We start from the raw sequence: 19078 nt of genomic DNA on the forward strand, positions 1-19078 counted from the left end.
ACATGGAAAAAGCGTTCGAGGAAATGCGCAAGTTTTCGCGCGACATGCACGCCTACGAGATCGAACGGGCCGCCTTGCGCCGGCCCGGACAGACGCCGGACCTTCCGGACGGTCCGCTGATCCCGCTGCGGCTGCTGGTGCCGATGCTGCTGGCGTGGATGTTGGGTGTGGGCGGGATCCTGTGTTTCCTGCCCTGACGGCGGGACGGGCAGGCGGGCGGCGAGGCGCCGCCCGCCTGCCTCAGGCGATGCGGTGCAGCGCCTGGAGCACGCCGAGCGCGATCCAGATGCCGACGAGCACGGCGCCGCGGACGATCCAGAGGGCCTTGATGGACGGTTTCATGGGGAGGCTGCCGGTAGGCGTTGGCGGGACGGCGCGGCCCGCGGACGCGTCGCTGGGGACCCGAAAATTATAGGAACCGGCCCCCGCCCGGGCGAGGCGCCATTGGGATGGCGGGCCTATACCTTGGTATATGCCGGCTTTCCGATAGTGCGCGGCGGCCCGCGCCTGTCTCTACAATGGCGTCTCGCGGCGCGCGGCCATCGGGGCCCGGCGCCGGCGTCCATTCAACGGGGTGGCAGCGCCATGTTCCTCAAGCCGGCCAGGTATCTGAAGCAGCGTCCCGGCGCGGGCGTCGCATTGCTGGTGGCGCTGATGGCGCTGGTGTTCCTGGTGGACACCTTCACCCGCCTGGAAATCGCCGTGGCGGTGTTCTACGTGGCGGTGATCCTGGCGGCGCTGAGCTTCCTGCCGCGGCGCGGCGTCACCATCGTGGCGGTGGCGTGCGCGGCGTTGACGCTGCTCAGCCTGTACCTCACGCCCAACGGCGGCGTGCTGCGCGAGCTGGGGCTGATCAATGCGCTCATCAGCATCGCCGCCATCGGCGTGACCACCTACCTGGCGCTCAAGCGGGCGGCGGCCGAGGACGCGGCGTTCGAGGCGCGCGCGCAGCTGGCGCGCATGGCGCGCATTCACAGCCTGGGCGAGCTGACCGCGTCCATTGCCCACGAGATCAACCAGCCGCTGGCGGCCATCGCCACCAGCGGCAGCGCCTGCCAGCGCTGGCTGGAGCACGATCCGCCCAACATCGAGCGGGCCCTGCGCGCGCTGCAGCGCATGACCAGCGACGTGCACCGCGCCAGCGAGGTGGTGGCGCGCATCCGCCGCGATGCGCGCAATGCCGCGCCGCAACGCGAGCGGCTGGACCTGGCCGACGTGATCGGCGAGGTGCTGGAGCTGGCTGGCGACGAGCTGGCGCGCAACGACGTGGCGGTGTCCACCCGCATCCAGGAGCGCGTGCCGGCGGTGCTGGGCGATCGCGTGCAGCTGGGGCAGGTGCTGGTCAACCTGGTGCTCAACGCCATCGAGGCGATGCAGCAGACCCCGGCCGGCGCGCGCCATCTGACGTTGCGCCTGTCGTGCCAGGCGCCGGGGCAGGTGCAGTGTTCGTTGACCGACACCGGCCCGGGCCTGGACCCGCAGGCGCGCGAGCGCCTGTTCGATACCTTCTGGAGCACCAAGCCGGAGGGCACCGGCCTGGGCCTGACCATCAGCCGCGGCATCATCGAGAGCCACGGCGGCCGGTTGTGGGCCGAGCCCGCCGCGCGCGAGGGCGCGGTGTTCTGTTTCATGCTGCCGGCGGCGGCCAAGGATGAGTCTTCATGATCGCGAGCACGCGGCCCGAGCCGGCCACCATCCACATCGTCGATGACGACGCCTCGCTGCGCGAGTCGCTGGAGGACCTGATGCATTCGGTCGGCCTGCCGGTGCGCGGCTATGGCTCGGCGCAGGAATTCCTGGACGCCGATCCGGGCGCCGGCCCCGCCTGCCTGGTGCTGGACGTGCGCCTGCCGGGCCAGAGCGGCATGGACCTGCTGCGGCGGCTGCAGCAGGAGCGGCGGCGCATGCCGGTGGTGATGATCACCGGCCACGGCGACATCCCCATGTCGGTCGCGGCGATGAAGCTGGGCGCGGTGGACTTCCTGACCAAGCCGTTTCGCGACCAGGACCTGCTGGACACCATCCACGCGGCGGTGGAAAAGGATCGGGCGCACCTGGCCAGCGCGTCGGGATCGGACGAGGTCCAGGCCCGCTGGGACACTTTGACCGACGGCGAGAAGGCGGTGATGGAGCGGGTGGTGCGCGGCATGCTGAACAAGCAGATCGCGGCCGAACTCAACGTCAGCGAGATCACGGTGAAGGTGCGGCGCGGGCGCGTCATGCGCAAGATGCAGGTGCGCACGCTGGCGGACCTGGTGCGCGCGGGCGGGCAACTGGGCGGTTAGCGTGCGTGGTCGCGCAAAGGCGTGCGGCCGGTCCGCGGCTGGCAGGCCGCCGCGCTGCGGGGAAGGCGGCGTCGCGTCGCTCCCGCTTGAAGGGCAGCGGATGCCGCGCGGCGCGGGCGGCCGCGTCAGTCCGGTTTGCCGGGCGGCTGCGCCGCGGCGCGCCACAGGTCGAGGAAGTGGCGCTGCTTCAGCGGGTCCAGGTACACCAGCAAGCCCACGCCCAACGCCACCGGCCGCACCCCCGCGGCCGGCACCATCGAGGCGCCTACCGGGCGCATGCCGGATTGACGCGCAATCATTTCCTGGCCGCGCGGCGACAGCAGGTAGTCGAGAAAGCGCGCGCCCAGGTCGGCGCGCGGCGCCTGCCGCGGAATGATGGCCGAGCGCGACAGCATCAGCGTGTAGTCCTGCGGATAGACGATGGCCAGCGGCGCGCCCTGGTCGATGCGATGGCGCGTGTAGGATTCGAGCAGGTTGTAGGCCAGCGTGATCTCGCCGCGTTCGAGCTTGTCGAGCGCGTGCTCGGTCGATTCGTGGACGCGCACGCCGTTGCGGCCCAAGGCGGCCAGCAGCGCGCCGGCCAGGCTGTCCAGGCGCGCGTCCTGGGTGGCGGCTAGGTAGCCGATGCCGCTGCCTTCGACATCGTAGGTCGAGATGCGGCCGGCCAGCGGCTGGTCGGGCGCCTGCAGCAGCGCCAGCAGTTCGCGGCGGGTGCGGGGCGCGCGCGCGGCGTCGAGCCGGCGGGTGTCGTAGACCATCACGATGGGGTCGGTGCCGATGCTGAAGACCTCGTCGCGCCAGTTGGCCCAGGCGGGCAGGGCGCGGGTTTCCGGCGATACGTGCGGCTGCGCGTGGCCATCGTTGACCAGCTTGGTCTGCAGGTCCATGGCGCTGCTGATGACCAGGTCGGGGCCGGCCTTCTCGCCCGGCGCCTGCGCGGCACGGGTCGCCACTTCGGCATACAGTGCCTGGGTCGACAGCTCCGTGTATTCGAGGCGCACGCCGGGGTTGAGCTGGCTGAAGTCTTCCAGCACGCCGCGAAACACCTGCACGCTGTTGGAAGCGTGCAGCACCAGCACGTGCTTGCTGTCGGCCGGGCCCAGCGTCAGGCCGTCGGCGCTGGTCTCGGCGGCGGGGCTGGCGCCGGCCAGGATCAGGGCGGCGCCGGCCGCGGCCAGGCGCGCGAGCAGGGGAAGTCTAGGCGTCATGGGCGTTGGCGGGCAGATGGACGACGGCTTCGAGACCGCCGCCGGGGCGGTTGCTGAGGTTGAGCCAGCCGTGGTGGATGTCGACCACGCGCTTGACGATGGACAGTCCCAGGCCGGCGCCGGGCGTGCGCGGGTTGGGGCCGCGCGAGAAGCGCTCGAAGGCGCTTTGCGCCAGCGCGGGCGGGATGCCGGGCCCCTGGTCGGCCACGGTGATGCGCCAGCCGGCGTCGTCGCGTTCGAGCCGCACGTCGATGTGGCCGTCCGCCGAGGCGCCATGGCGCAGGGCATTGTCGATCAGATTCTTGAAGGCCTCGCGCAGCATCAGGCTGTCGCCCGCGATGCGGGGCGGCGCGCCCTCTTGCGCGGCGGGCAGGCGCAGCCGCACATCGGGCTGCGGGTCGGCCTGCGGCACGGTGTCGTAGACGGCCTGCGAAAGCAGCTCGGCCAGGTCCACGGGACCGAACTTGCGCACGTTGCTGCGGTGGATGACGCTGGCGTCGCTGAGTAGCTGGTTCACCAGCCGCGACAGTTTCTCGGCATTGCGCAGCACCGCCAGCAGGCTGCGGCGCTGTTCGGCCGGGTCTTCCTCGTCCAGCGCCACTTCCATCTGCGCGTGCAGCGCGGCCAGCGGCGTGCGCAACTGGTGCGCGGCCTCGGCGATGAACAGGCGCAGGGTGTCGAGGTTCTCGGACAGCCGCGCCATGAAGCCGTCGAGCGAATGCACCAGCGTGTCCAGTTCCTCGGGCACCGGCGCGGCGATCGGATGCAGGTCGGCGGCGCCGCGCGCGGCCAGCTCGCGCTCGATGCGCTGGATCGGCGACAGCGAGCGCCGCAGGCCCCAATAGGCCAGCGCCAGCGCCGCGGCGGTAAAGCCCATCAGCGCCAGCGTGCCCTGCCACAGGATGCGCTCGGCCAGCGCGTTGCGCGCCTCGCGCGTCTGCGCCACCTGGATCAGCGCGGTCTCGGTGGCGCGCGGGCCGGCGATCTTGCGCTCCATCCATGCCACCCGCACGGCGTGGCCCTGGTAGTCGGCGGTGAACAGTTGCGGCGCGGCGCTGGCGTCGGCGCCGTGAGCGGGTGGGGTGGACAGGTCGGCGTAGCCGGAAATCAGCGCGCCGTCGGCGGCCGTCACGCGGTAGAAAACGCGGTCGCGCGGCGCCTGTTCCAGCAGCGCCAGGGCGGCGTAGGGCATGTCCATCTGCCACTCGCCCTGCACCAGCTGCAGGCTGTCGGCCATCGACAGCGCCGAGGCGCGCAGCAGTTGGTCGTAGGTGGTGTCGGCGGTCTGCTGCGCATAGCCGCGCACCAGCAGGTAGAGCGCGCCCAGTCCCACGACGAACAGCCCCAGCAGCATCGCCAGCAGCCGCCGGCGCACGGAAATACGGCGGGACCGCACCGTTTCAGTCCCTTGGCGCCGCGGTGGCGTCGGCATCCCCGGCCGCCGTCAGCAGATAGCCCGTGCCGCGTTGCGTTTCGATGCGCAGCGGCGAGCCTTCCAGCTTCTTGCGCAGCCGCGCGATGTAGACCTCGATGGCATTGGGCGCGGCCTCGTCATCGAACGCGAACAGCTTGTTGGCGATCTCGGCCTTGCTGACCGCGCGGTTCATGCCGGCCAACAGGATCTCGAGCAGGCTGTACTCCCGCTTGGGCAGATCGATGCGCTGCCCCGCCAGGCTGACCTGCCGCGCCGCGCTGTCGATCACCAGTTCGCCAAACCGCAGCACCCCCGCCGCCTGCACGCTGGGCCGCCGCAGCAACGCCCGGCAGCGCGCCTCCAGCTCGCGAAAGTCGAACGGCTTGGCCAGGTAATCATCGGCCCCCGTATCCAGCGCATGGACCCGATCCTCGATATCGATGCGCGCCGTCAACGCCAGCACCGGCGTCTTGCTGCCCCGATCCCGCAACCGATGCAGGATCTCGAACCCCGACATGCGCGGCAATCCGATATCCAGGATCACCAGATCGAAGGTCTCGTACTGCAACACCCCATCCGCGTTCAACCCATCCATCTGGCAATCAACGGCATGCCCAAGACGACGCAGTCGGCGTACGAGCGCGTCGGCCAGGTCCTCATCATCTTCGATCACCAGAATCCGCATGCGCGAGATTGTCGCATAGCGGCAAGTTCCGCCTTTGCCTCGTATCCGTCCCCTGAATGTCTCTGCCATAGCCGGCGATTGGCTCGGCGGGCGCGTCCAAGCCTGGCCCGGGGGCGGCGGTTTTCCAGCATGATTGTCCAGGTATCCATGGACGTGGCGCGCAGGCGTCGGGCGTGTCCGGCCCGGCCTTGTATGCGCGGCGCCGACGGCTGTTAGCCGGCGCCGCGCACGCCTCAGAAGCGCCAGCGGACGTCAAGCGACCCGGCATGCTGGCGGTTGCCGCCGCCGAACTCGCCGCCGTAGCTCAAGCCGGCCGTCATGTTGCGTATCTGCACCAGGTCCGCGCCCAGTTCCACACGTGCGGCATCGCGCGCGATCGGCGCGCCCGCCACGCTGAACGCGGGCCCCTGGTCGAATGACAACGCGACCGAAGGCCGGGTGTTGCCGTAGACATGGCGCCAGCCGACCATGCCGCGCAGCGCGATGCTCGAGTCGGGCACCAGCCAGTTGCCGCGCAGGCCGGCCAGGCTGCTGACGTTGCGCTGGCGCTGTCCGTCGCTGGACAGCGCGGCCGAACCGCCCGATTCGGAGAACGCTCGCATGCGCAACTGGTTCCAGGCCAGGCCGATGAACGGTTCGACGCCGGCCGCGTCCGACAGGGGCAGCGCGTATCCGACCTCGGTGAACAGTTGCGTCGTGGCGCCGCGATAGTTGGCGCTGAGCCGCTGATCCAGGCTGCCGTAGCGCACCTGGCGTTGCGAGTCGACCACGTGCCAGGAATAGGCGCCGCCGGCCATCAGCTTGAGCGCGCCCGCGCCCAGCGCGTAGGCCTTGCCGCCATAGACGGTGGCGCTGTAGCTATCGGTCCTGGCGCTGGCCTGGCGCGCTTGCGCGCTCAACCGCGCGTCGGTGTAGCCGAAGGCGCCGCCCATGCGCCAACCGCCGCCTACGGCCGCGTCCCCGCCTATCGTCAGCGACGTGCTGCGCTGAGTCAGGTTCGGCGCGTTGCTATCGCCGGCCAGGTTGCGCCATTCGCCGCCAAGCTGGATCCACAACGGCGACGCGCCGCTGCGCGGCAGGGCCGAGGCGGGTGGCGGCGCGCCATTGTCGGCGGCCGCGGTGGGCGCGCCCGGCTGCATGGGCGCCGACAGATTGTGGCGCAGGGCCGCCAGTCCGTTCAGCGCGGCCGGCGCCATCGTCACGCCGGCCAGCGCCGAGGCGACGCTGGCGTGGGTGTCGCCGGACAGCTGGGCCAGCGCCGGGTCCAGGGCGGCGACGTTATTGCTCAGCGCGATGGTGCGCCACACTTCATGGCTTTGCGGCAGGGCGTCGATGGCCGAAGCCACGCTGGCCTGGTTGGCGGAGCTGGCCAGGGTGGACATGCCGCGGTCGTTGCGCTTGAGCGCGAGCGTGACGTCATTGCCATCTCCGCCCGTGGTGCTGACCGGCGCGTCCAGAAAGAGCAAGGGGTTGCGTACGGTGGTGAATGCGCCTTTGACCGCGCCGGGGCTGTCCTTGGCGATCAGGGTATAGGGGCCATTCAGCGGCTGCCAGGCGGCGGCATCCATCGGGGAGAGCTGCAGTTCCAGCGTGGCGCCGGTGATGTCCACCCCGCCGGCGACATCCACGCGACTCACGGCCGACGGCGCCCCGCTCGCGCGCAGCGTGCCGCGATTGACGTAATCGCCGGTGACCGTCTGCGTGCCGACAGGATTGCCAGGCGCGTGCACCGCGCCGGCTTCGATCGTCGTGGCGCCCAGGGTGCCCGTGCCGCCCAGCAAGGCGCCCGTGCGCGCCAGCACGCTGGCGCCGAGCCGCGCGTCGTCGCGCAGCCACAGGCCGCCGCCGCTCACGGTGATCTGGCCTCGATAGGCGCTGTTGTCGGCGCCCAGCGTGAACACGCCCGCGCCGGTCTTGGTCAGGCCCCCGGTGCCTTGGATCCGGCCGGTGTAGACGCTGTGCTGGTTGTCCGCGCCGGTGGTCAGGGTGGCCGCGCCCAGCGCGACGGCACCGCCGCCCGACAGCGAGCCGATGGCCTGGTCCCAGCCGCCCAGGTCGAGCTGCGTGCCGGCGCTCAACATGAAGGCGCTGCGTGACGAGAAAACGCCGGCCGAGCCGGCGCGCAAGGTGCCGTCCAGGAGCAGCGTCGGCCCGGAATAGGTGCTGGCGCCGGCCAGCACCAGCGTGCCGGCGCCCAGCTTGGCAAGCCCGCCGGCCGCCTGGCCGTCGGCCAAGGCGCCTGTCAGCGTCAGCATCCGGGCCTGTGTGTCGACCTTGCCGAGGCCGGTGAGGGTGATCGCATTGCCCAGGGACAGATTGTCGGCCGCCGCCAGCAGCGTCGCGCCGTTCGCGATGGCGAGCGCACCGATGCCGAGCGCGTTGTTGTGGCCCACGCCCAGCGTGCCTTCCCGCAGTTCGGTGCCGCCCGAGTAACTGTTGTCGCCAGCCAGGATCAGCGTGCCCGCGCCGGCCTTCACCAGACTGCCCCGGTAGTCGGCGTTAGTCTTGGCGGCCAGCGCGTTGACTCGGACCTGCCGGACGTCGATCTGATCCGCGATCGACTTGTTCTGGTTGATCGTGGCGACGCGAAGGGCGTCGAAGGCCGCCTGTGCCAGATCACCGTCACTGCGCCCCGCGATGAAATTGGTGTAATCATCGGCCTTGCTGTAGCGGTCGCTCCATCTGGGGTTGGCTGCTTCGTACATGTCCAGCAGGAGGGACCCCTGCGGGGCCGCCCGCAGCGCGGCCAGCGCCGCGTCGAAGCGGGCCGCCGTATAAATGCCCTTGATGTTCGATTTGATGGCTTCTTCGAGCAGGGCACGCGCCTGCGCCATGCCAGTGATCAGGTCGGGAGTGGCTTGCCCGGCGGTGGGCACGGCCTTGATGCCGCTTTGCAAGGCGGATTTTTCAGTGGCCCAGGCAGCAACTTCCGCGGTCTCCTCGCGGCGGCGTTGCGTCAGCGCCGCTTCGGAAATATTGTTCTTCCACGTATCGGACATGCCGGCCGGCAGGTTGGCGGTGAACTTTCCCAGCAGTTGGGCGGGGCCGTCCATGCCTTTGCGCAAGTCCGGCACGCCCCAGCCATAGCGTTCGTTCGGCGTATCGGCGGAGCCCGCGCCCCGATGCGAAGCGGTGGTCAGCAGGATCGTGCGGATTTCCTCATTGCCCAGGTAGGGATAGCGTTCCATCAGGATGCCCAGCGCGCCGGTCACATGGGGCGCGGACATGGATGTGCCGCTGGACAATGTGTATTTGTCGTCGCCGGCCACGTTGGCGCTGAGGATGCCGAAGCCGGGCGCGGCGACGCACCAGTACTTGGCCAGCCCGCACTGGTTGAAACCCTGGTCGCCCGACTGCTGAAGGCCCGTTGCCGCGATCCAGTATTTCTCGACCTCGGGACGGAAGTAGGGCAAGCCGGCGCGTGTCGAGGCATTTGCAACCCCCGCGTTGCCGTTGGCCCAGACCTGCAGCACGCCATATTGCAGCGAGACGTCGGCGGCCGCGTCCAGCCAGGTTTTCTTGCCGGCGCTGTTCATGCGCAGATAGGCCTGGGTGAAACTCGGCAGCGTGTTGTAGTTGTCGGCGTCCGCTGGCGTGCCCCAGCTGCTGTTGATGGCGCGCACGCCCGCGGCCGCCAGGTTGCCATAGGCGGCCTTGAAATAGTTGTAGTCCATGTTGGACCCGTATCGGGACGAGTCCGTGCCGTTGGAGTTGGTGGTGTAGTACTGGCTGCCAAACGAGACGCCCATCATGCCCTGGCCGTTCTTGGCGGCGGCGATGGTGCCCGATACGTGGTTGCCGTGGTTGTCGTTCGCGCCGATTTTTTTAGCCGGATCCGTCGAGTCTATGTACGCGCCGGGCCGGTCGAAGGCTTCGCCGGCGCGCCAGGCGAGCTGCGAACCATCGAGTTGCTCGCCGTCGTTCAGATAAGTGCCTTTGACCCTGAGCGCGATGAAGCCGCGGCTGGCGAATTCCTGGTGCGTCGGCAGATACCCCGAATCCACCGCGCCCAGCTTCACGCCCGCGCCGCTCAGGCCGCGCGCGTAAGCATATTGCGCGTTCATCGCGCCCAAGCCCCAGTCTGCCTTGAATTCCGGGTGGTTGGCCCAACTCACGACCGCGGCCTGCTCGTCGTTGGTTCGGGTGCCGTCGTAGTTGACGTAAGTCTGCGCCTGCGCCGGGATCGAGACCGCCTGGCCCAATGCCAGAAGCGCCGCGTGCGTAGCCCGCACGCCCTGGCGCACCTTGGGAGGCCGGGCAGGGTGGCGTTTTCGGGACATCTTGCTTTTCATGCTTTCCCCTTGGGATGGTGCAACGTCCCGTCCGGGCGCCGTCGTCGCTCCCCGGGGGCGGGTGCTGCTTGTTATGGAATGACGTGAATGAGCAATTCGGAAATGCGTATGGATTGTGTGTCGCCGGACGAACGGGCGCTACATTTGCTGACATTTTCAGAATCGTCTTAGGTTTTCCCGATCTCCTGGCCGGAAGCCTTGGATGCGCTCGTCGACTCGAGTGATCGCCGGTCTGGGCTCAATGGGGGCAGGACGTCGCGCACGATCCTGGTGTGCCGTGCCCAAAAACGACAGGTTCCAGACAGCTTTTCTTCCTAGTCTTCCGCCCCAGCGCCCCACCGGCGTGCAAATAACAACGAGCCCGGAGATACCCCCTCATGCTTTTGACCCTGCTTGGCTTCGGCATGGTGATCACGTTCATGACGCTGATCATGACCAAGCGCCTCTCGCCCCTGGTGGCGCTGATCCTCGTCCCCATCCTCTTCGCCCTGCTCGGCGGCTTCGGCGCCGGCATCGACAAGATGATGCTCGATGGCATCCGCAAGATCGCGCCCACCGGCGTCATGCTGATGTTCGCCATCCTCTACTTCGGCGTGATGATCGACGCCGGCCTGTTCGACCCCATCGTCGGCCGCATCCTGCGCGCCGTGAAGGGCGATCCGCTCAAGATCGTGGTCGGCACCACCGTGCTGGCGCTGGTGATCTCACTGGACGGCGACGGCTCCACCACCTACATGATCGTGGTGGCCTCGATGCTGCCGCTGTACCGCCGCCTGAAGATGAACGCGCTGTCCATGACCTGTCTGGCGATGCTGGCCAGCGGCGTCATGAACCTGACGCCGTGGGGCGGGCCGACGGCGCGCGCCGCCAGCGCGCTGCACGTGGACGCCGGCGACATTTTCGTGCCGCTGGTGCCGGTGATGGGTGTGGCCATTGTCGCGATCCTGATCCTGGCCTTCTTCCTGGGCCTGCGCGAACGCCGCCGCCTGGGCGTGCTGTCGCTGCCCGACGGCGCCTCGCTGCACGCCGGCTACGACGAGGACGGCCCCAAGAACCTGCCCGAGATCGAGGTCGACCACGACCTGCGCCGTCCCAGGCTGCTGTGGGTCAACGCTGGCCTGACGCTGGCGCTGATGGTGAGCCTGGTGATGGGCGTGCTGCCGCTGCCGGTGCTGTTCATGATCGCCTTCGCGATCGCCCTGATCATCAACTACCCGAACCTGGCCGAGCAGCGCCGCCGCGTGGCGCAACACGCCGGCAACGTGCTGTCGGTGGTGTCGCTGATCTTCGCGGCGGGCATCTTCACCGGCATCCTGTCGGGCACGGGCATGGTGGAAGCCATGTCGCGCAGCCTGCTGGCGGTGATCCCCGACGCGCTCGGGCCGTACCTGGCCGGCATCACCGCGCTGGTCAGCCTGCCGTTCACCTTCTTCATGTCGAACGACGCTTTCTACTTCGGCGTGCTGCCGATCCTGAGCGAAGCCGCGCAAGGCTATGGCATCTCGCCGGTGGAAATGGCGCGCGCCTCGCTGATCGGCCAGCCGGTGCACCTGCTCAGCCCGCTGGTGCCGTCGACCTACCTGCTGGTGGGCCTGGCGGGCGTCGAGTTTGGCGACCACCAGCGCTATTCGCTCAAGTGGGCCACGATGGTATGCCTGGTGATGCTGGCGGCCGCGCTGGCGTTCGGCCTGTTCCCCCTGGTCGGTTCCGTCGCCTGACGGCCGCGCCTCTACGCGTTTCTTGAAAGGAGAACGTTCATGGCTTTGCGCATTGCTTACGTCACCAGCGGGATGGGCCACACGGGCACCGCGATCTGCCAGGCACTGCACCGTGCCGGTCACCGCGTCATCGCCGGCTGCGGGCCGCGCTCGTCGCGCAAGGACCACTGGCTGAAGGAACAGAAGTCGCTGGGTTACGACTTCATCGCCTCGGAAGGCGACGCCACCGACTGGGCCTCGACCGAGGCGGCCTTCGCCAAGGTGCGGCGCGAGGTCGGCGAGATCGACGTGCTGGTCAACAACGCCGGCGCCATGCTCGACATGCGCTTTCGCCAGATGAGCCACGCCGACTGGTCGGCGGTGCTGCGCAGCAACCTGGACACGCTGTTCAACAGCACCAAGCAGGTGGTCGACGGCATGGCCGAGCGCGGCTGGGGCCGCATCATCAACATCGGCTCGGTCGCCGCCGAGAAAGGCCAGATCGGCCAGATCAACTACGCCACCGCCAAGGGCGCGGTGATCGGCTTCACCCGCTCGCTGGCGCAGGAAGTGGCGGCGCGCGGCGTCACCGTCAACCTGGTGTCGCCGGGCTTCATCGCCGACGACACCGTCAAGGCGTTTCCGCCGGCGCTGCTGGATCGCATCATCGAAAGCGTGCCGGTGGGCCGCCTGGGCACCGCCAAGGACCTGGCCGGGCTGTGCGCCTGGCTGGCGTCGGACGAGGCGGCGTTCGTGACCGGCGCCAATTACGCGATCAACGGCGGTGTTTACATGAGCTGAGGCGGCCAGGAACAAACGCACGGGCCGCCGCCATGCTCATTCCCGGACGTGCCTATCCGCGATGGATCGACACGCCGCCATCCACCAGCAATGCCGTGCCGGTGGTGAAGCTGGAGGCGTCCGACGCCAGGTACAGCGCGGATTGCGCGATTTCCCGTGGCGCGGCCAGTCGCTTGAGCGCATGCAGGCTTTCGACGTATTGGCGCGCTTCCTGCGATGGCATCGAGGCGCGGCCCATCGCGGTGTCGGTGCCGCCCGGCAGCAGGGCGTTGGCGCGGATGCCTTGCGCGCCGTATTCCGTGGCGATGGCCTGCACCAGGCCGATCAGGCCCGACTTGCTGGCGGCGTAGGCGCCCATGCCGGCAAAGCCGGCCGTGTGGCCGACGAAGGTGGACGTGAAGATCAGCGAGCCGCCGCCGCGCCGCAGCAGGGCCGGAATCTGGTGGCGCGCCCCGAGGAAAGCGCTGCCCAGGTTGGTGTCGAGGATCTGGCGCCATTCCTCGGGCGAGACCTGGTGCAGCGGTTGCGCCTGTCCGGTCATGCCGGCATTGTTGAAAGCGATATCCAGCCCGCCGTAGCGGCTTTCCGCCAGGGTCACGGCGGCGTCGGCGACGGCCTCATCGCGCACATCGCCGGCCAGGGACGCGGCCTGGCCGCCTTCGGCCTCGATGGCCGCCACCAGTTGGTCCAGTTCCGCCTGTCGCCGCGCCACCACGACGAGCCTGGCGCCTTCGCGGGCAAACAGTTTGGCCGCTTCGTAGCCGATGCCTGAACTCGCGCCGGTGATGATGGCGACTTTGCCGGTCAGTTGCCGCATGATCGTTCCTTGTGTGAAAGAGAGGACCCGGGAACGATAGGCGTGGCGCGCCGCGCCGGCTATCCGGTTCTTGCTGCCAGGCCGTTGCGCGTCCGCCAAGCGCCAGGTGCGGCCCCGCCCCGGCCATGCCAAAATCGGCGCTGGCCCATTGAATGCGAAGGAACGCCATGCCAGTCTTCCGTACCCGCCGCGCCCTGGGCGCGAGTGCAGCGGTGTTGCTGCTCCTGGCCGCGTGCGGCAAGAAGGCGGAGTATCCGCCCGAGGTGCAACGCGCCACCTACAGCTCCTGCCTGCAGGGTTTCAAGGCCAAGGCGCCCGCCACCATTCCCGCCAGCACGGTGGATGCCAAGTCCAAGGGCTATTGCCAATGCGTGCTGGATGGCCTGCAATCGAAAGTCCCGGAAAAGGACTTCCTGCGCTATGACCAGCTGCTGGCGACCCAGGCCAGCGGCCCCGAGGCCGACAAACTGCGCGATCAGGTAATGGGCGTGGTGAACGTCTGCCTGCAGCGGATGCCCGATTTCTAGCCGCATCCGCTGGCCGCTAGCGCGTCAGCTTCATCGAAACGTCGGTGTGCGAACCGCGGTCGAGGTCGGCCCCGAGAGGCATGCTGCACGCGGGCAGGGACAACAATTCGCGTCCCACTTCGCCGGCCTCGATTCTGTGAGCGATATCGTCGAGCAATTGCGTGCGCGTGGCGAAGCCCTGTCCCTTGAGGTTCCTCGCGTACAGGCGATAGCTGAGGTTGGGCTCGCTGCCCTTCATGACGCCAAGGTCGTGGATTTCGCCATGCTCGTTGCGGATCAGCAGGTGTCCCGGCCGCGCATAGATGCGGTAGATGCGCCACGGCGATGAAATCGCCGCATGAGCGGGGCGGAGGACGCTGGCGCCCTGCGAAGCATCGCGCGGCGGGGGGCTGATGGGCGGGGTCGAGGGCCGTGGCAGCAATTTGACGCAGGCGTTGGCGAAACGCGCGATAGACCGCTTGAACGCGCTCACGCGCGCGCTGCCGAAAAGCCGTGGCTGGGGCGGTTGATGCGGAAATGATGCGAGGTCATGGCCGTGCTCCTGTGCATGGCGATGCGGCGAGGGTCGCGCGGTCAAGCACCATCGGGACAGCATACGCGCTTTGTCGTGCGCGCGAGGGAAAACACGCCAGGTGTTACGCGAAAGCGCGGAATTGCCCGAAATCCGGACGTTCCCGGGTGGGGACGGGGCAATTCCGATGTTTGCCGCGTAACCGGGGTGCTATTTGGAAACGTTGGTTGACTTTGGCGTGTCCAGCACCCATAGTGGGATTGAAGCTTTTCGAGCATCGTGATCATCGTCCGGTATTGCTCCCCTCGCGGGGCGCCGCATTGTTCGCCGTCCTTTCCTTGACTGGCTCACTTCGCTGGTTCACTTCGCGGGCTATGCCCGCCATCTAAAAGGAATGGCTCATGGAAACCGGAATCGTCAAATGGTTCAACGATGCCAAAGGGTTTGGCTTCATCATGCCCGAGAACGGCGGCAAGGATTTGTTCGCCCATTTTTCCGAAATCGTCGGGGACGGTCACAAGGCGCTGATTGAAAACCAGCGCGTCAGTTATGTGACCGCGCAGGGCGCGAAAGGTCCGCACGCGACCCAGATCCGCGCGATGTAAATGAAGGGCCCGCGCAAGCGGGCCTTTTACTTATCGACGGGGGGCTTATGCTTCACAACAACATGGTTTACAAAGGCTATCGGCTGACCGCGAGCGTATCCCGCGTTTCGGTGGGCGGATCGGACCGTCCCGCCTTCACGGCGACCGTCGCGGTGGAGTTGGCGGGCGATCAGGACCGGCTGGGCGAACCCTACGCCGTGCCGTTGTTCGCATCGGGCGGATTCGTCTACAGCCCCAGCATGGCGGTGGATGCCGCCATCCACCACGGACGCACCGTGGTCGACGCGCATCCCCGGCCGGGGTGAACCAGGGGCACGGCGCGAAGTCGCGGTTAACGGCTACTGGTTGATGACATGGCCGCCTGGCGCAAGCGGGCGGCCTTTGTGTTGGCTGCCGGTCCGTCCCATAGGCGAAGATCCGCCGGATATCACGGGGTGAGGTAGAGTGGAGAACATGAAATTTCCTTAAGGACACAAAGGTGCCTGAATCGAACGAAACCCACGTCCTGCTGTTTTCCTACGGCACGCTGCAGGACAAGGCGGTGCAACGCGCCAATTTCGGCCGCGAGCTCACTGGCCGCGCGGACGCCATGACGGGTTATGTGCAGCGCTGGGTCGACATCACCGATCCCGAGGTGATCAAGACCAGCGGCCTGGCGCGCCACCCCATCGTCTACGCCAGCTACGATCCCAAGGACGAGGTGCCGGGCATGGTGTTCGAGATCACGCAGCAGGAACTGGAAGCCGCCGACCGCTACGAAGTGTCTGACTACAAGCGCGTTTCGGTGCTGCTCAAGTCCGGCGTGCACGCCTGGGTGTATATCAAGGCCTGACGCGGCGTCCGCGCGGCCTCAGACCTTAGGACCGAGCCGGCGCGCCTGCCCGCGCGGGGGGGGGGGCGGCGTCGACCTGGCGTATTAGCGGTCCTGCGCGGCGATGTCCCGCAGCGCCTGCCGCAGCAGGGCGTGGGCGGCCAGGTCGGCGGGCCGGTGCTTGCGCGTGCCGCTGGCCGGATACCTGCCCAGGAAATTGCCGTTGCGCCGGTCCGTGGCCGGCCGCACCGGCCGCGGCGCGAAGCCGCCGCCGCAATTGGGGCAGACGTTGCCCAGCACCTGGTCGGCGCAGCGCGCGCAGAAGGTGCATTCAAAGCTGCATATGCGGGCTTCGGTCGAGGCGGGCGGCAGGTCGGCGTCGCAATGTTCGCAGTTGGGGCGCAATTCGAGCATGGCGGTTTCCTTGAAGAGGGCGATTCCGGCCAGCATACCCGCCCCGGCGCGCCGCGCCGACGCCGTGCGCGGACAGGTAACGGGCGGAAACGGTCATGTGAGGGGCGCCTTTCCAGGCCGGCGGACGCCTGTACACTCGGGCATCTCCCCCTTTGCGGAAACCGCCATGGCCGGCAGCAGCTTCTTCGCACTGTTCGACGACATCGCCACCATCCTGGACGACGTCTCCGTCATGACCAAGGTGGCGGCCAAGAAAACCGCCGGCGTGCTGGGCGACGACCTGGCGCTGAATGCGCAGCAGGTTTCGGGCGTGCCGGTCAATCGCGAACTGCCGGTCGTGTGGGCGGTGGCCAAGGGCTCGCTCATCAACAAGCTGATCCTGGTGCCGTCGGCCCTGGTGATCAGCGCCTTCGCGCCCTGGGCGGTGACACCGCTGCTGATGGCCGGCGGCCTGTTCCTGTGCTTTGAGGGCGTGGAAAAACTGGCGCACAAATTCCTGCCGCACGGCGACACGGTCGAGGGCAATCATGCGGCCCGCGCCGAGGCCCTGCAGGACGCGGCGGTGGACATGGTGGCGTTCGAGCGCGACAAGATCAAGGGCGCGGTGCGTACCGACTTCATCCTGTCGGCGGAGATCATCGCCATCACCCTGGGCGCGGTGGCCGGCGCCGATCTGCTGCGCCAGACGGTGGTGCTGGCCGGCATCGCACTGGTCATGACGGTGGGCGTCTACGGGCTGGTGGCCGGCATCGTCAAGCTGGACGACCTGGGCCTGTACCTGAGCGGCCGTCGCGCCGCGCTGGTCGCCGCCCTCGGCAAGCGCATCGTGGCGGCCGCGCCTTACCTGATGAAGACCTTGTCAGTGGTGGGCACTGCCGCCATGTTCATGGTGGGCGGCGGCATCCTGACGCATGGCATCGCGCCGGTGGGCACGGCCATCGAGCATGTCGCGGCCGCCAGCGGCGGCGGCCTGTTGCCGCCGCTGGTGTCGACCTTGCTCAGCGCCCTGTTCGGCATCGCCGCCGGCGCGGTGGCGCTGGGCGTGGTCAGCGGCGTCAAGCGCTTGTTGGGCAAGTAGGGCGCCGCGGTTCCGTCGCGGGCCGCCGGCTCAGCCCGCCGTGGCCGCCTGCGGCCAGGCGCTCAGCGCATCGTGCATCCACGCGCCGAATGCCTGCATGGCGGCCGTCGGACGGCGGCTGGCGATGCGGGTGAGCCAGTATTGCCCGGTTTCCACTTCCAGCGCGAACGGGCGCACCAGCCGGCCCGACAGGAATTCGCGCTCGAACAGGCGCGTGGGCAGCAGGGCGACGCCGGCGCCCTGCGCGGCCGCGTCGGCCAATACCAGCGAGGAATCGAACATCGACCCCTGCACCAGCGGGGGCTCCAGGCCGGCCGCGGCAAACCAGGCGGGCCATTCATCCGGTCGATAGGATCGCAGCAGCGGCTCGCGCAGCACGTCGCGCGGTGCGCGCAGGCGCGGCGCCAGGGCGAGAGCGCAGACCGGCGACAGGGGCGCCGACAACAGCGGCTGCGCATCGATGCCATGCCAATTGCCATCCCCGAACCGTATCGCCAGGTCCAGGCCCTCGGCGGCCAGGTCGACACGATTGTTGTTCGAGAACACGCGCAGATCCACGTGCGGATGGCGCGCCTGGAAATCGCGCATCCGGGGCAGCAGCCAGCCCACCGCGAACGTGCCCACCACGCCCACCGACAGGACCTGTCGCCGCACCTTGCCGCGATAGCCCTGCAGCGCGGAGGTGATCCGGTCGAATGATTCAGACAATACCGGCACCAGCGCCAGGCCCTCGTCCGTCAGCACCAGGCCGCGTGGCACGCGCCGGAACAATGCCACGCCCAGCCGCGCCTCCAGGTTCTTGACGTGCTGGCTGACGGCCGCCTGCGTCAGGTTCAGTTCCTGCGCGGCGCGCGTGAAGCTCAGGTGTCGCGCCGACACTTGGAAGGCCCTCAGGGCGTTAAGAGGCAGGTCCACGGCGACGCATTAGTTTTTCTATGGGATGGCCACAATTATTCCCGTTTGTTGGCCGCGCCGTCCAGCCTCTAGGATGCAAGCGTTTTTAAAGGAGAACGCCTTGCTGACAAGAAGAACCTTCATCGCCTTGGCCGTGCTGGCCGGCGGGATGCCCGCCCTGGCGCGCGCCACGACGGATAAGAAAACTCGATGGACGCGCGACAGTCTCGCGACATTCCAACAGGCCCTGGCCAAGCTGGAGGCGGCCAGCCGTGGCCGGCTGGGCGTGGCCCTGCTCGACGTGGGCAGCGGGCAGGCCGCCGGCTATCGCGCCGACGAACGTTTCCTGATGCTCAGTTCCTTCAAGACGCTGTCAGCGGCCTATGTGCTGGCGCGGGCCGACCGTGGCGAGGATCAGCTGTCGCGCCGCATCCCGATCACCGATGCCGATGTGCAGGAGTATTCGCCGGTCACGCGGCTGCATGTCGGGCCGCGAGGAATGACCTTGGCCGAACTCTGTGAAGCGACGATCACCACCAGCGACAACGCGGCGGTCAACCTCATGCACAAGAGCTATGGCGGCCCGCAGGCCCTGACCCGCTACCTGCGCGGCCTGGGCGATACCGTCACGCGTCATGATCGTTATGAACCCGAACTGAACCGCCCGCATCCGAGCGAGCCGCAAGACACCACCACCCCGCGGGCCATGGCGCGCACGCTGGACACGCTATTGTTCGGCGACGCGCTCAAGCCGCAATCGCGGCAGCAATTGCAATCCTGGCTGCTGGCCAACACGACGGGCGGCAAGCGCCTGCGCGCCGGCATGCCGGCGGATTGGAGAATCGGCGAGAAGACCGGCACCTATTCGAAGGTGGGCTGTAACGACGCCGGCTTTGCGCAGCCGCCGGGCGCGGCGCCGATCATCATCGCGGCCTATCTGGAAACCACCGCGGTGCCGATGGAGGAGCGCGACCGCTGCATCGCCGAGGTCGGCAGGCTGGTGGCGGCATTGGGCTAGCCGTCGGGTCGGGCGCCACGC

Annotated in this window: 19 protein-coding genes; 11 read left to right on the forward strand and 8 right to left on the reverse strand. The window is 68.5% G+C overall.

From position 1 onward, the window contains the following. The first annotated feature begins 2 nt into the window (after positions 1 to 2). The 3 genes from HV742_RS00375 to HV742_RS00385 all read left to right on the forward strand — a co-directional run bounded on the left by HV742_RS00375 (position 3) and on the right by HV742_RS00385 (position 2285). Complete coding sequence (locus HV742_RS00375; RefSeq protein WP_100505510.1) at positions 3 to 197, forward strand: hypothetical protein; 195 nt, start codon at positions 3 to 5, stop codon at positions 195 to 197. Positions 198 to 585: 388 nt separating this feature from the next. Then, positions 586 to 1665 (forward strand): sensor histidine kinase, encoded by a 1080-nt coding sequence (locus HV742_RS00380; RefSeq protein WP_175144276.1) that lies wholly within the window; start codon positions 586 to 588, stop codon positions 1663 to 1665. Further along, positions 1662 to 2285 carry a response regulator transcription factor gene (locus HV742_RS00385; protein ID WP_175144277.1) on the forward strand — a complete coding sequence of 208 codons (624 nt, stop codon included), beginning with the start codon at positions 1662 to 1664 and terminating at the stop codon, positions 2283 to 2285. Before HV742_RS00380 ends, HV742_RS00385 begins: the two co-directional genes overlap by 4 nt. A 125-nt stretch (positions 2286 to 2410) precedes the next feature. Here the strand turns inward: HV742_RS00385 and HV742_RS00390 are convergent, their stop codons facing one another. From HV742_RS00390 to HV742_RS00405, 4 genes are all read right to left on the reverse strand, one after another. Beyond that, a complete protein-coding gene (locus tag HV742_RS00390) occupies positions 2411 to 3493 on the reverse strand; it encodes an ABC transporter substrate-binding protein (RefSeq protein ID WP_175144278.1) in 1083 nt (360 codons plus the stop codon). Then, positions 3483 to 4889: a sensor histidine kinase gene (locus HV742_RS00395; protein WP_217482363.1), complete on the reverse strand. Its 1407-nt coding sequence runs from the start codon at positions 4887 to 4889 to the stop codon at positions 3483 to 3485. Before HV742_RS00395 ends, HV742_RS00390 begins: the two co-directional genes overlap by 11 nt. Before the next feature lie 4 nt (positions 4890 to 4893). Continuing rightward, on the reverse strand, positions 4894 to 5592 hold the full coding sequence (locus HV742_RS00400) for a response regulator transcription factor (protein ID WP_068950191.1): 699 nt from the start codon (positions 5590 to 5592) through the stop codon (positions 4894 to 4896). Positions 5593 to 5825: 233 nt separating this feature from the next. After that, positions 5826 to 9872, reverse strand: a complete 4047-nt coding sequence (locus HV742_RS00405; protein WP_175144280.1) for an autotransporter domain-containing protein — start codon at positions 9870 to 9872, stop codon at positions 5826 to 5828. Between the two features lie 389 nt (positions 9873 to 10261). Here HV742_RS00405 and HV742_RS00410 point away from each other — a divergent pair, with 389 nt between their 5' ends. Continuing rightward, positions 10262 to 11602, forward strand: a complete 1341-nt coding sequence (locus HV742_RS00410) for a CitMHS family transporter (protein ID WP_100505516.1) — start codon at positions 10262 to 10264, stop codon at positions 11600 to 11602. Positions 11603 to 11641: 39 nt separating this feature from the next. Beyond that, on the forward strand, positions 11642 to 12382 hold the full coding sequence (gene phbB, locus HV742_RS00415) for an acetoacetyl-CoA reductase (protein ID WP_054417571.1): 741 nt from the start codon (positions 11642 to 11644) through the stop codon (positions 12380 to 12382). 52 nt (positions 12383 to 12434) lie between these two features. On the opposite strand, the gene HV742_RS00420 is transcribed toward phbB, so the two are convergent. Beyond that, positions 12435 to 13199, reverse strand: a complete 765-nt coding sequence (locus HV742_RS00420; protein WP_063583005.1) for an SDR family oxidoreductase — start codon at positions 13197 to 13199, stop codon at positions 12435 to 12437. Positions 13200 to 13366: 167 nt separating this feature from the next. Between HV742_RS00420 and HV742_RS00425 the strand changes: the two genes are divergently transcribed. Next, the gene (locus HV742_RS00425; RefSeq protein WP_054417573.1) at positions 13367 to 13726 is read left to right on the forward strand and encodes a hypothetical protein; all 360 of its coding nucleotides are present in this window, start codon (positions 13367 to 13369) and stop codon (positions 13724 to 13726) included. A gap of 16 nt (positions 13727 to 13742) precedes the next feature. Here HV742_RS00425 and HV742_RS00430 read toward each other — a convergent pair whose 3' ends face one another. After that, the gene (locus tag HV742_RS00430; RefSeq protein WP_175144281.1) at positions 13743 to 14198 is read right to left on the reverse strand and encodes a hypothetical protein; all 456 of its coding nucleotides are present in this window, start codon (positions 14196 to 14198) and stop codon (positions 13743 to 13745) included. Between the two features lie 440 nt (positions 14199 to 14638). Between HV742_RS00430 and HV742_RS00435 the strand changes: the two genes are divergently transcribed. From HV742_RS00435 to HV742_RS00445, 3 genes are all read left to right on the forward strand, one after another. Next, positions 14639 to 14842 (forward strand): cold-shock protein, encoded by a 204-nt coding sequence (locus tag HV742_RS00435; protein ID WP_049071966.1) that lies wholly within the window; start codon positions 14639 to 14641, stop codon positions 14840 to 14842. Between the two features lie 47 nt (positions 14843 to 14889). Continuing rightward, positions 14890 to 15147, forward strand: coding sequence for a hypothetical protein (locus tag HV742_RS00440; RefSeq protein ID WP_049071968.1), 258 nt, complete (start codon positions 14890 to 14892; stop codon positions 15145 to 15147). Positions 15148 to 15320: 173 nt separating this feature from the next. After that, positions 15321 to 15674, forward strand: coding sequence for a gamma-glutamylcyclotransferase family protein (locus HV742_RS00445; RefSeq protein WP_049071971.1), 354 nt, complete (start codon positions 15321 to 15323; stop codon positions 15672 to 15674). 84 nt (positions 15675 to 15758) lie between these two features. Here HV742_RS00445 and HV742_RS00450 read toward each other — a convergent pair whose 3' ends face one another. Next, positions 15759 to 16067, reverse strand: coding sequence for a DUF1272 domain-containing protein (locus tag HV742_RS00450; RefSeq protein ID WP_175144377.1), 309 nt, complete (start codon positions 16065 to 16067; stop codon positions 15759 to 15761). A 166-nt stretch (positions 16068 to 16233) separates the two neighbouring features. Between HV742_RS00450 and HV742_RS00455 the strand changes: the two genes are divergently transcribed. Beyond that, on the forward strand, positions 16234 to 17145 hold the full coding sequence (locus HV742_RS00455; protein ID WP_054417575.1) for a DUF808 domain-containing protein: 912 nt from the start codon (positions 16234 to 16236) through the stop codon (positions 17143 to 17145). A gap of 30 nt (positions 17146 to 17175) precedes the next feature. Here the strand turns inward: HV742_RS00455 and axcR are convergent, their stop codons facing one another. Next, positions 17176 to 18060 carry a putative beta-lactamase transcriptional repressor AxcR gene (axcR, locus tag HV742_RS00460; RefSeq protein ID WP_175144282.1) on the reverse strand — a complete coding sequence of 295 codons (885 nt, stop codon included), beginning with the start codon at positions 18058 to 18060 and terminating at the stop codon, positions 17176 to 17178. A gap of 100 nt (positions 18061 to 18160) precedes the next feature. Here axcR and blaAXC point away from each other — a divergent pair, with 100 nt between their 5' ends. After that, positions 18161 to 19057 carry an AXC family carbapenem-hydrolyzing class A beta-lactamase gene (gene blaAXC, locus HV742_RS00465; RefSeq protein ID WP_254600898.1) on the forward strand — a complete coding sequence of 299 codons (897 nt, stop codon included), beginning with the start codon at positions 18161 to 18163 and terminating at the stop codon, positions 19055 to 19057. Positions 19058 to 19078: the final 21 nt, after the last annotated feature.

The sequence above is a fragment of the Achromobacter ruhlandii genome, assembly GCF_902859695.1.
GTDB lineage: Bacteria > Pseudomonadota > Gammaproteobacteria > Burkholderiales > Burkholderiaceae_B > Achromobacter > Achromobacter ruhlandii.

Coding starts and splice junctions, on each gene's coding strand:
- HV742_RS00375 (WP_100505510.1), top strand. CDS start 3: ATGGAAAAAGCGTTCGAGGAAATGCGCAAGTTTTCGCGCGACATGCAC.
- HV742_RS00380 (WP_175144276.1), top strand. CDS start 586: ATGTTCCTCAAGCCGGCCAGGTATCTGAAGCAGCGTCCCGGCGCGGGC.
- HV742_RS00385 (WP_175144277.1), top strand. CDS start 1,662: ATGATCGCGAGCACGCGGCCCGAGCCGGCCACCATCCACATCGTCGAT.
- HV742_RS00390 (WP_175144278.1), bottom strand. CDS start 3,493: ATGACGCCTAGACTTCCCCTGCTCGCGCGCCTGGCCGCGGCCGGCGCC.
- HV742_RS00400 (WP_068950191.1), bottom strand. CDS start 5,592: ATGCGGATTCTGGTGATCGAAGATGATGAGGACCTGGCCGACGCGCTC.
- HV742_RS00405 (WP_175144280.1), bottom strand. CDS start 9,872: ATGTCCCGAAAACGCCACCCTGCCCGGCCTCCCAAGGTGCGCCAGGGC.
- HV742_RS00410 (WP_100505516.1), top strand. CDS start 10,262: ATGCTTTTGACCCTGCTTGGCTTCGGCATGGTGATCACGTTCATGACG.
- phbB (WP_054417571.1), top strand. CDS start 11,642: ATGGCTTTGCGCATTGCTTACGTCACCAGCGGGATGGGCCACACGGGC.
- HV742_RS00420 (WP_063583005.1), bottom strand. CDS start 13,199: ATGCGGCAACTGACCGGCAAAGTCGCCATCATCACCGGCGCGAGTTCA.
- HV742_RS00425 (WP_054417573.1), top strand. CDS start 13,367: ATGCCAGTCTTCCGTACCCGCCGCGCCCTGGGCGCGAGTGCAGCGGTG.
- HV742_RS00435 (WP_049071966.1), top strand. CDS start 14,639: ATGGAAACCGGAATCGTCAAATGGTTCAACGATGCCAAAGGGTTTGGC.
- HV742_RS00440 (WP_049071968.1), top strand. CDS start 14,890: ATGCTTCACAACAACATGGTTTACAAAGGCTATCGGCTGACCGCGAGC.
- HV742_RS00450 (WP_175144377.1), bottom strand. CDS start 16,067: ATGCTCGAATTGCGCCCCAACTGCGAACATTGCGACGCCGACCTGCCG.
- HV742_RS00455 (WP_054417575.1), top strand. CDS start 16,234: ATGGCCGGCAGCAGCTTCTTCGCACTGTTCGACGACATCGCCACCATC.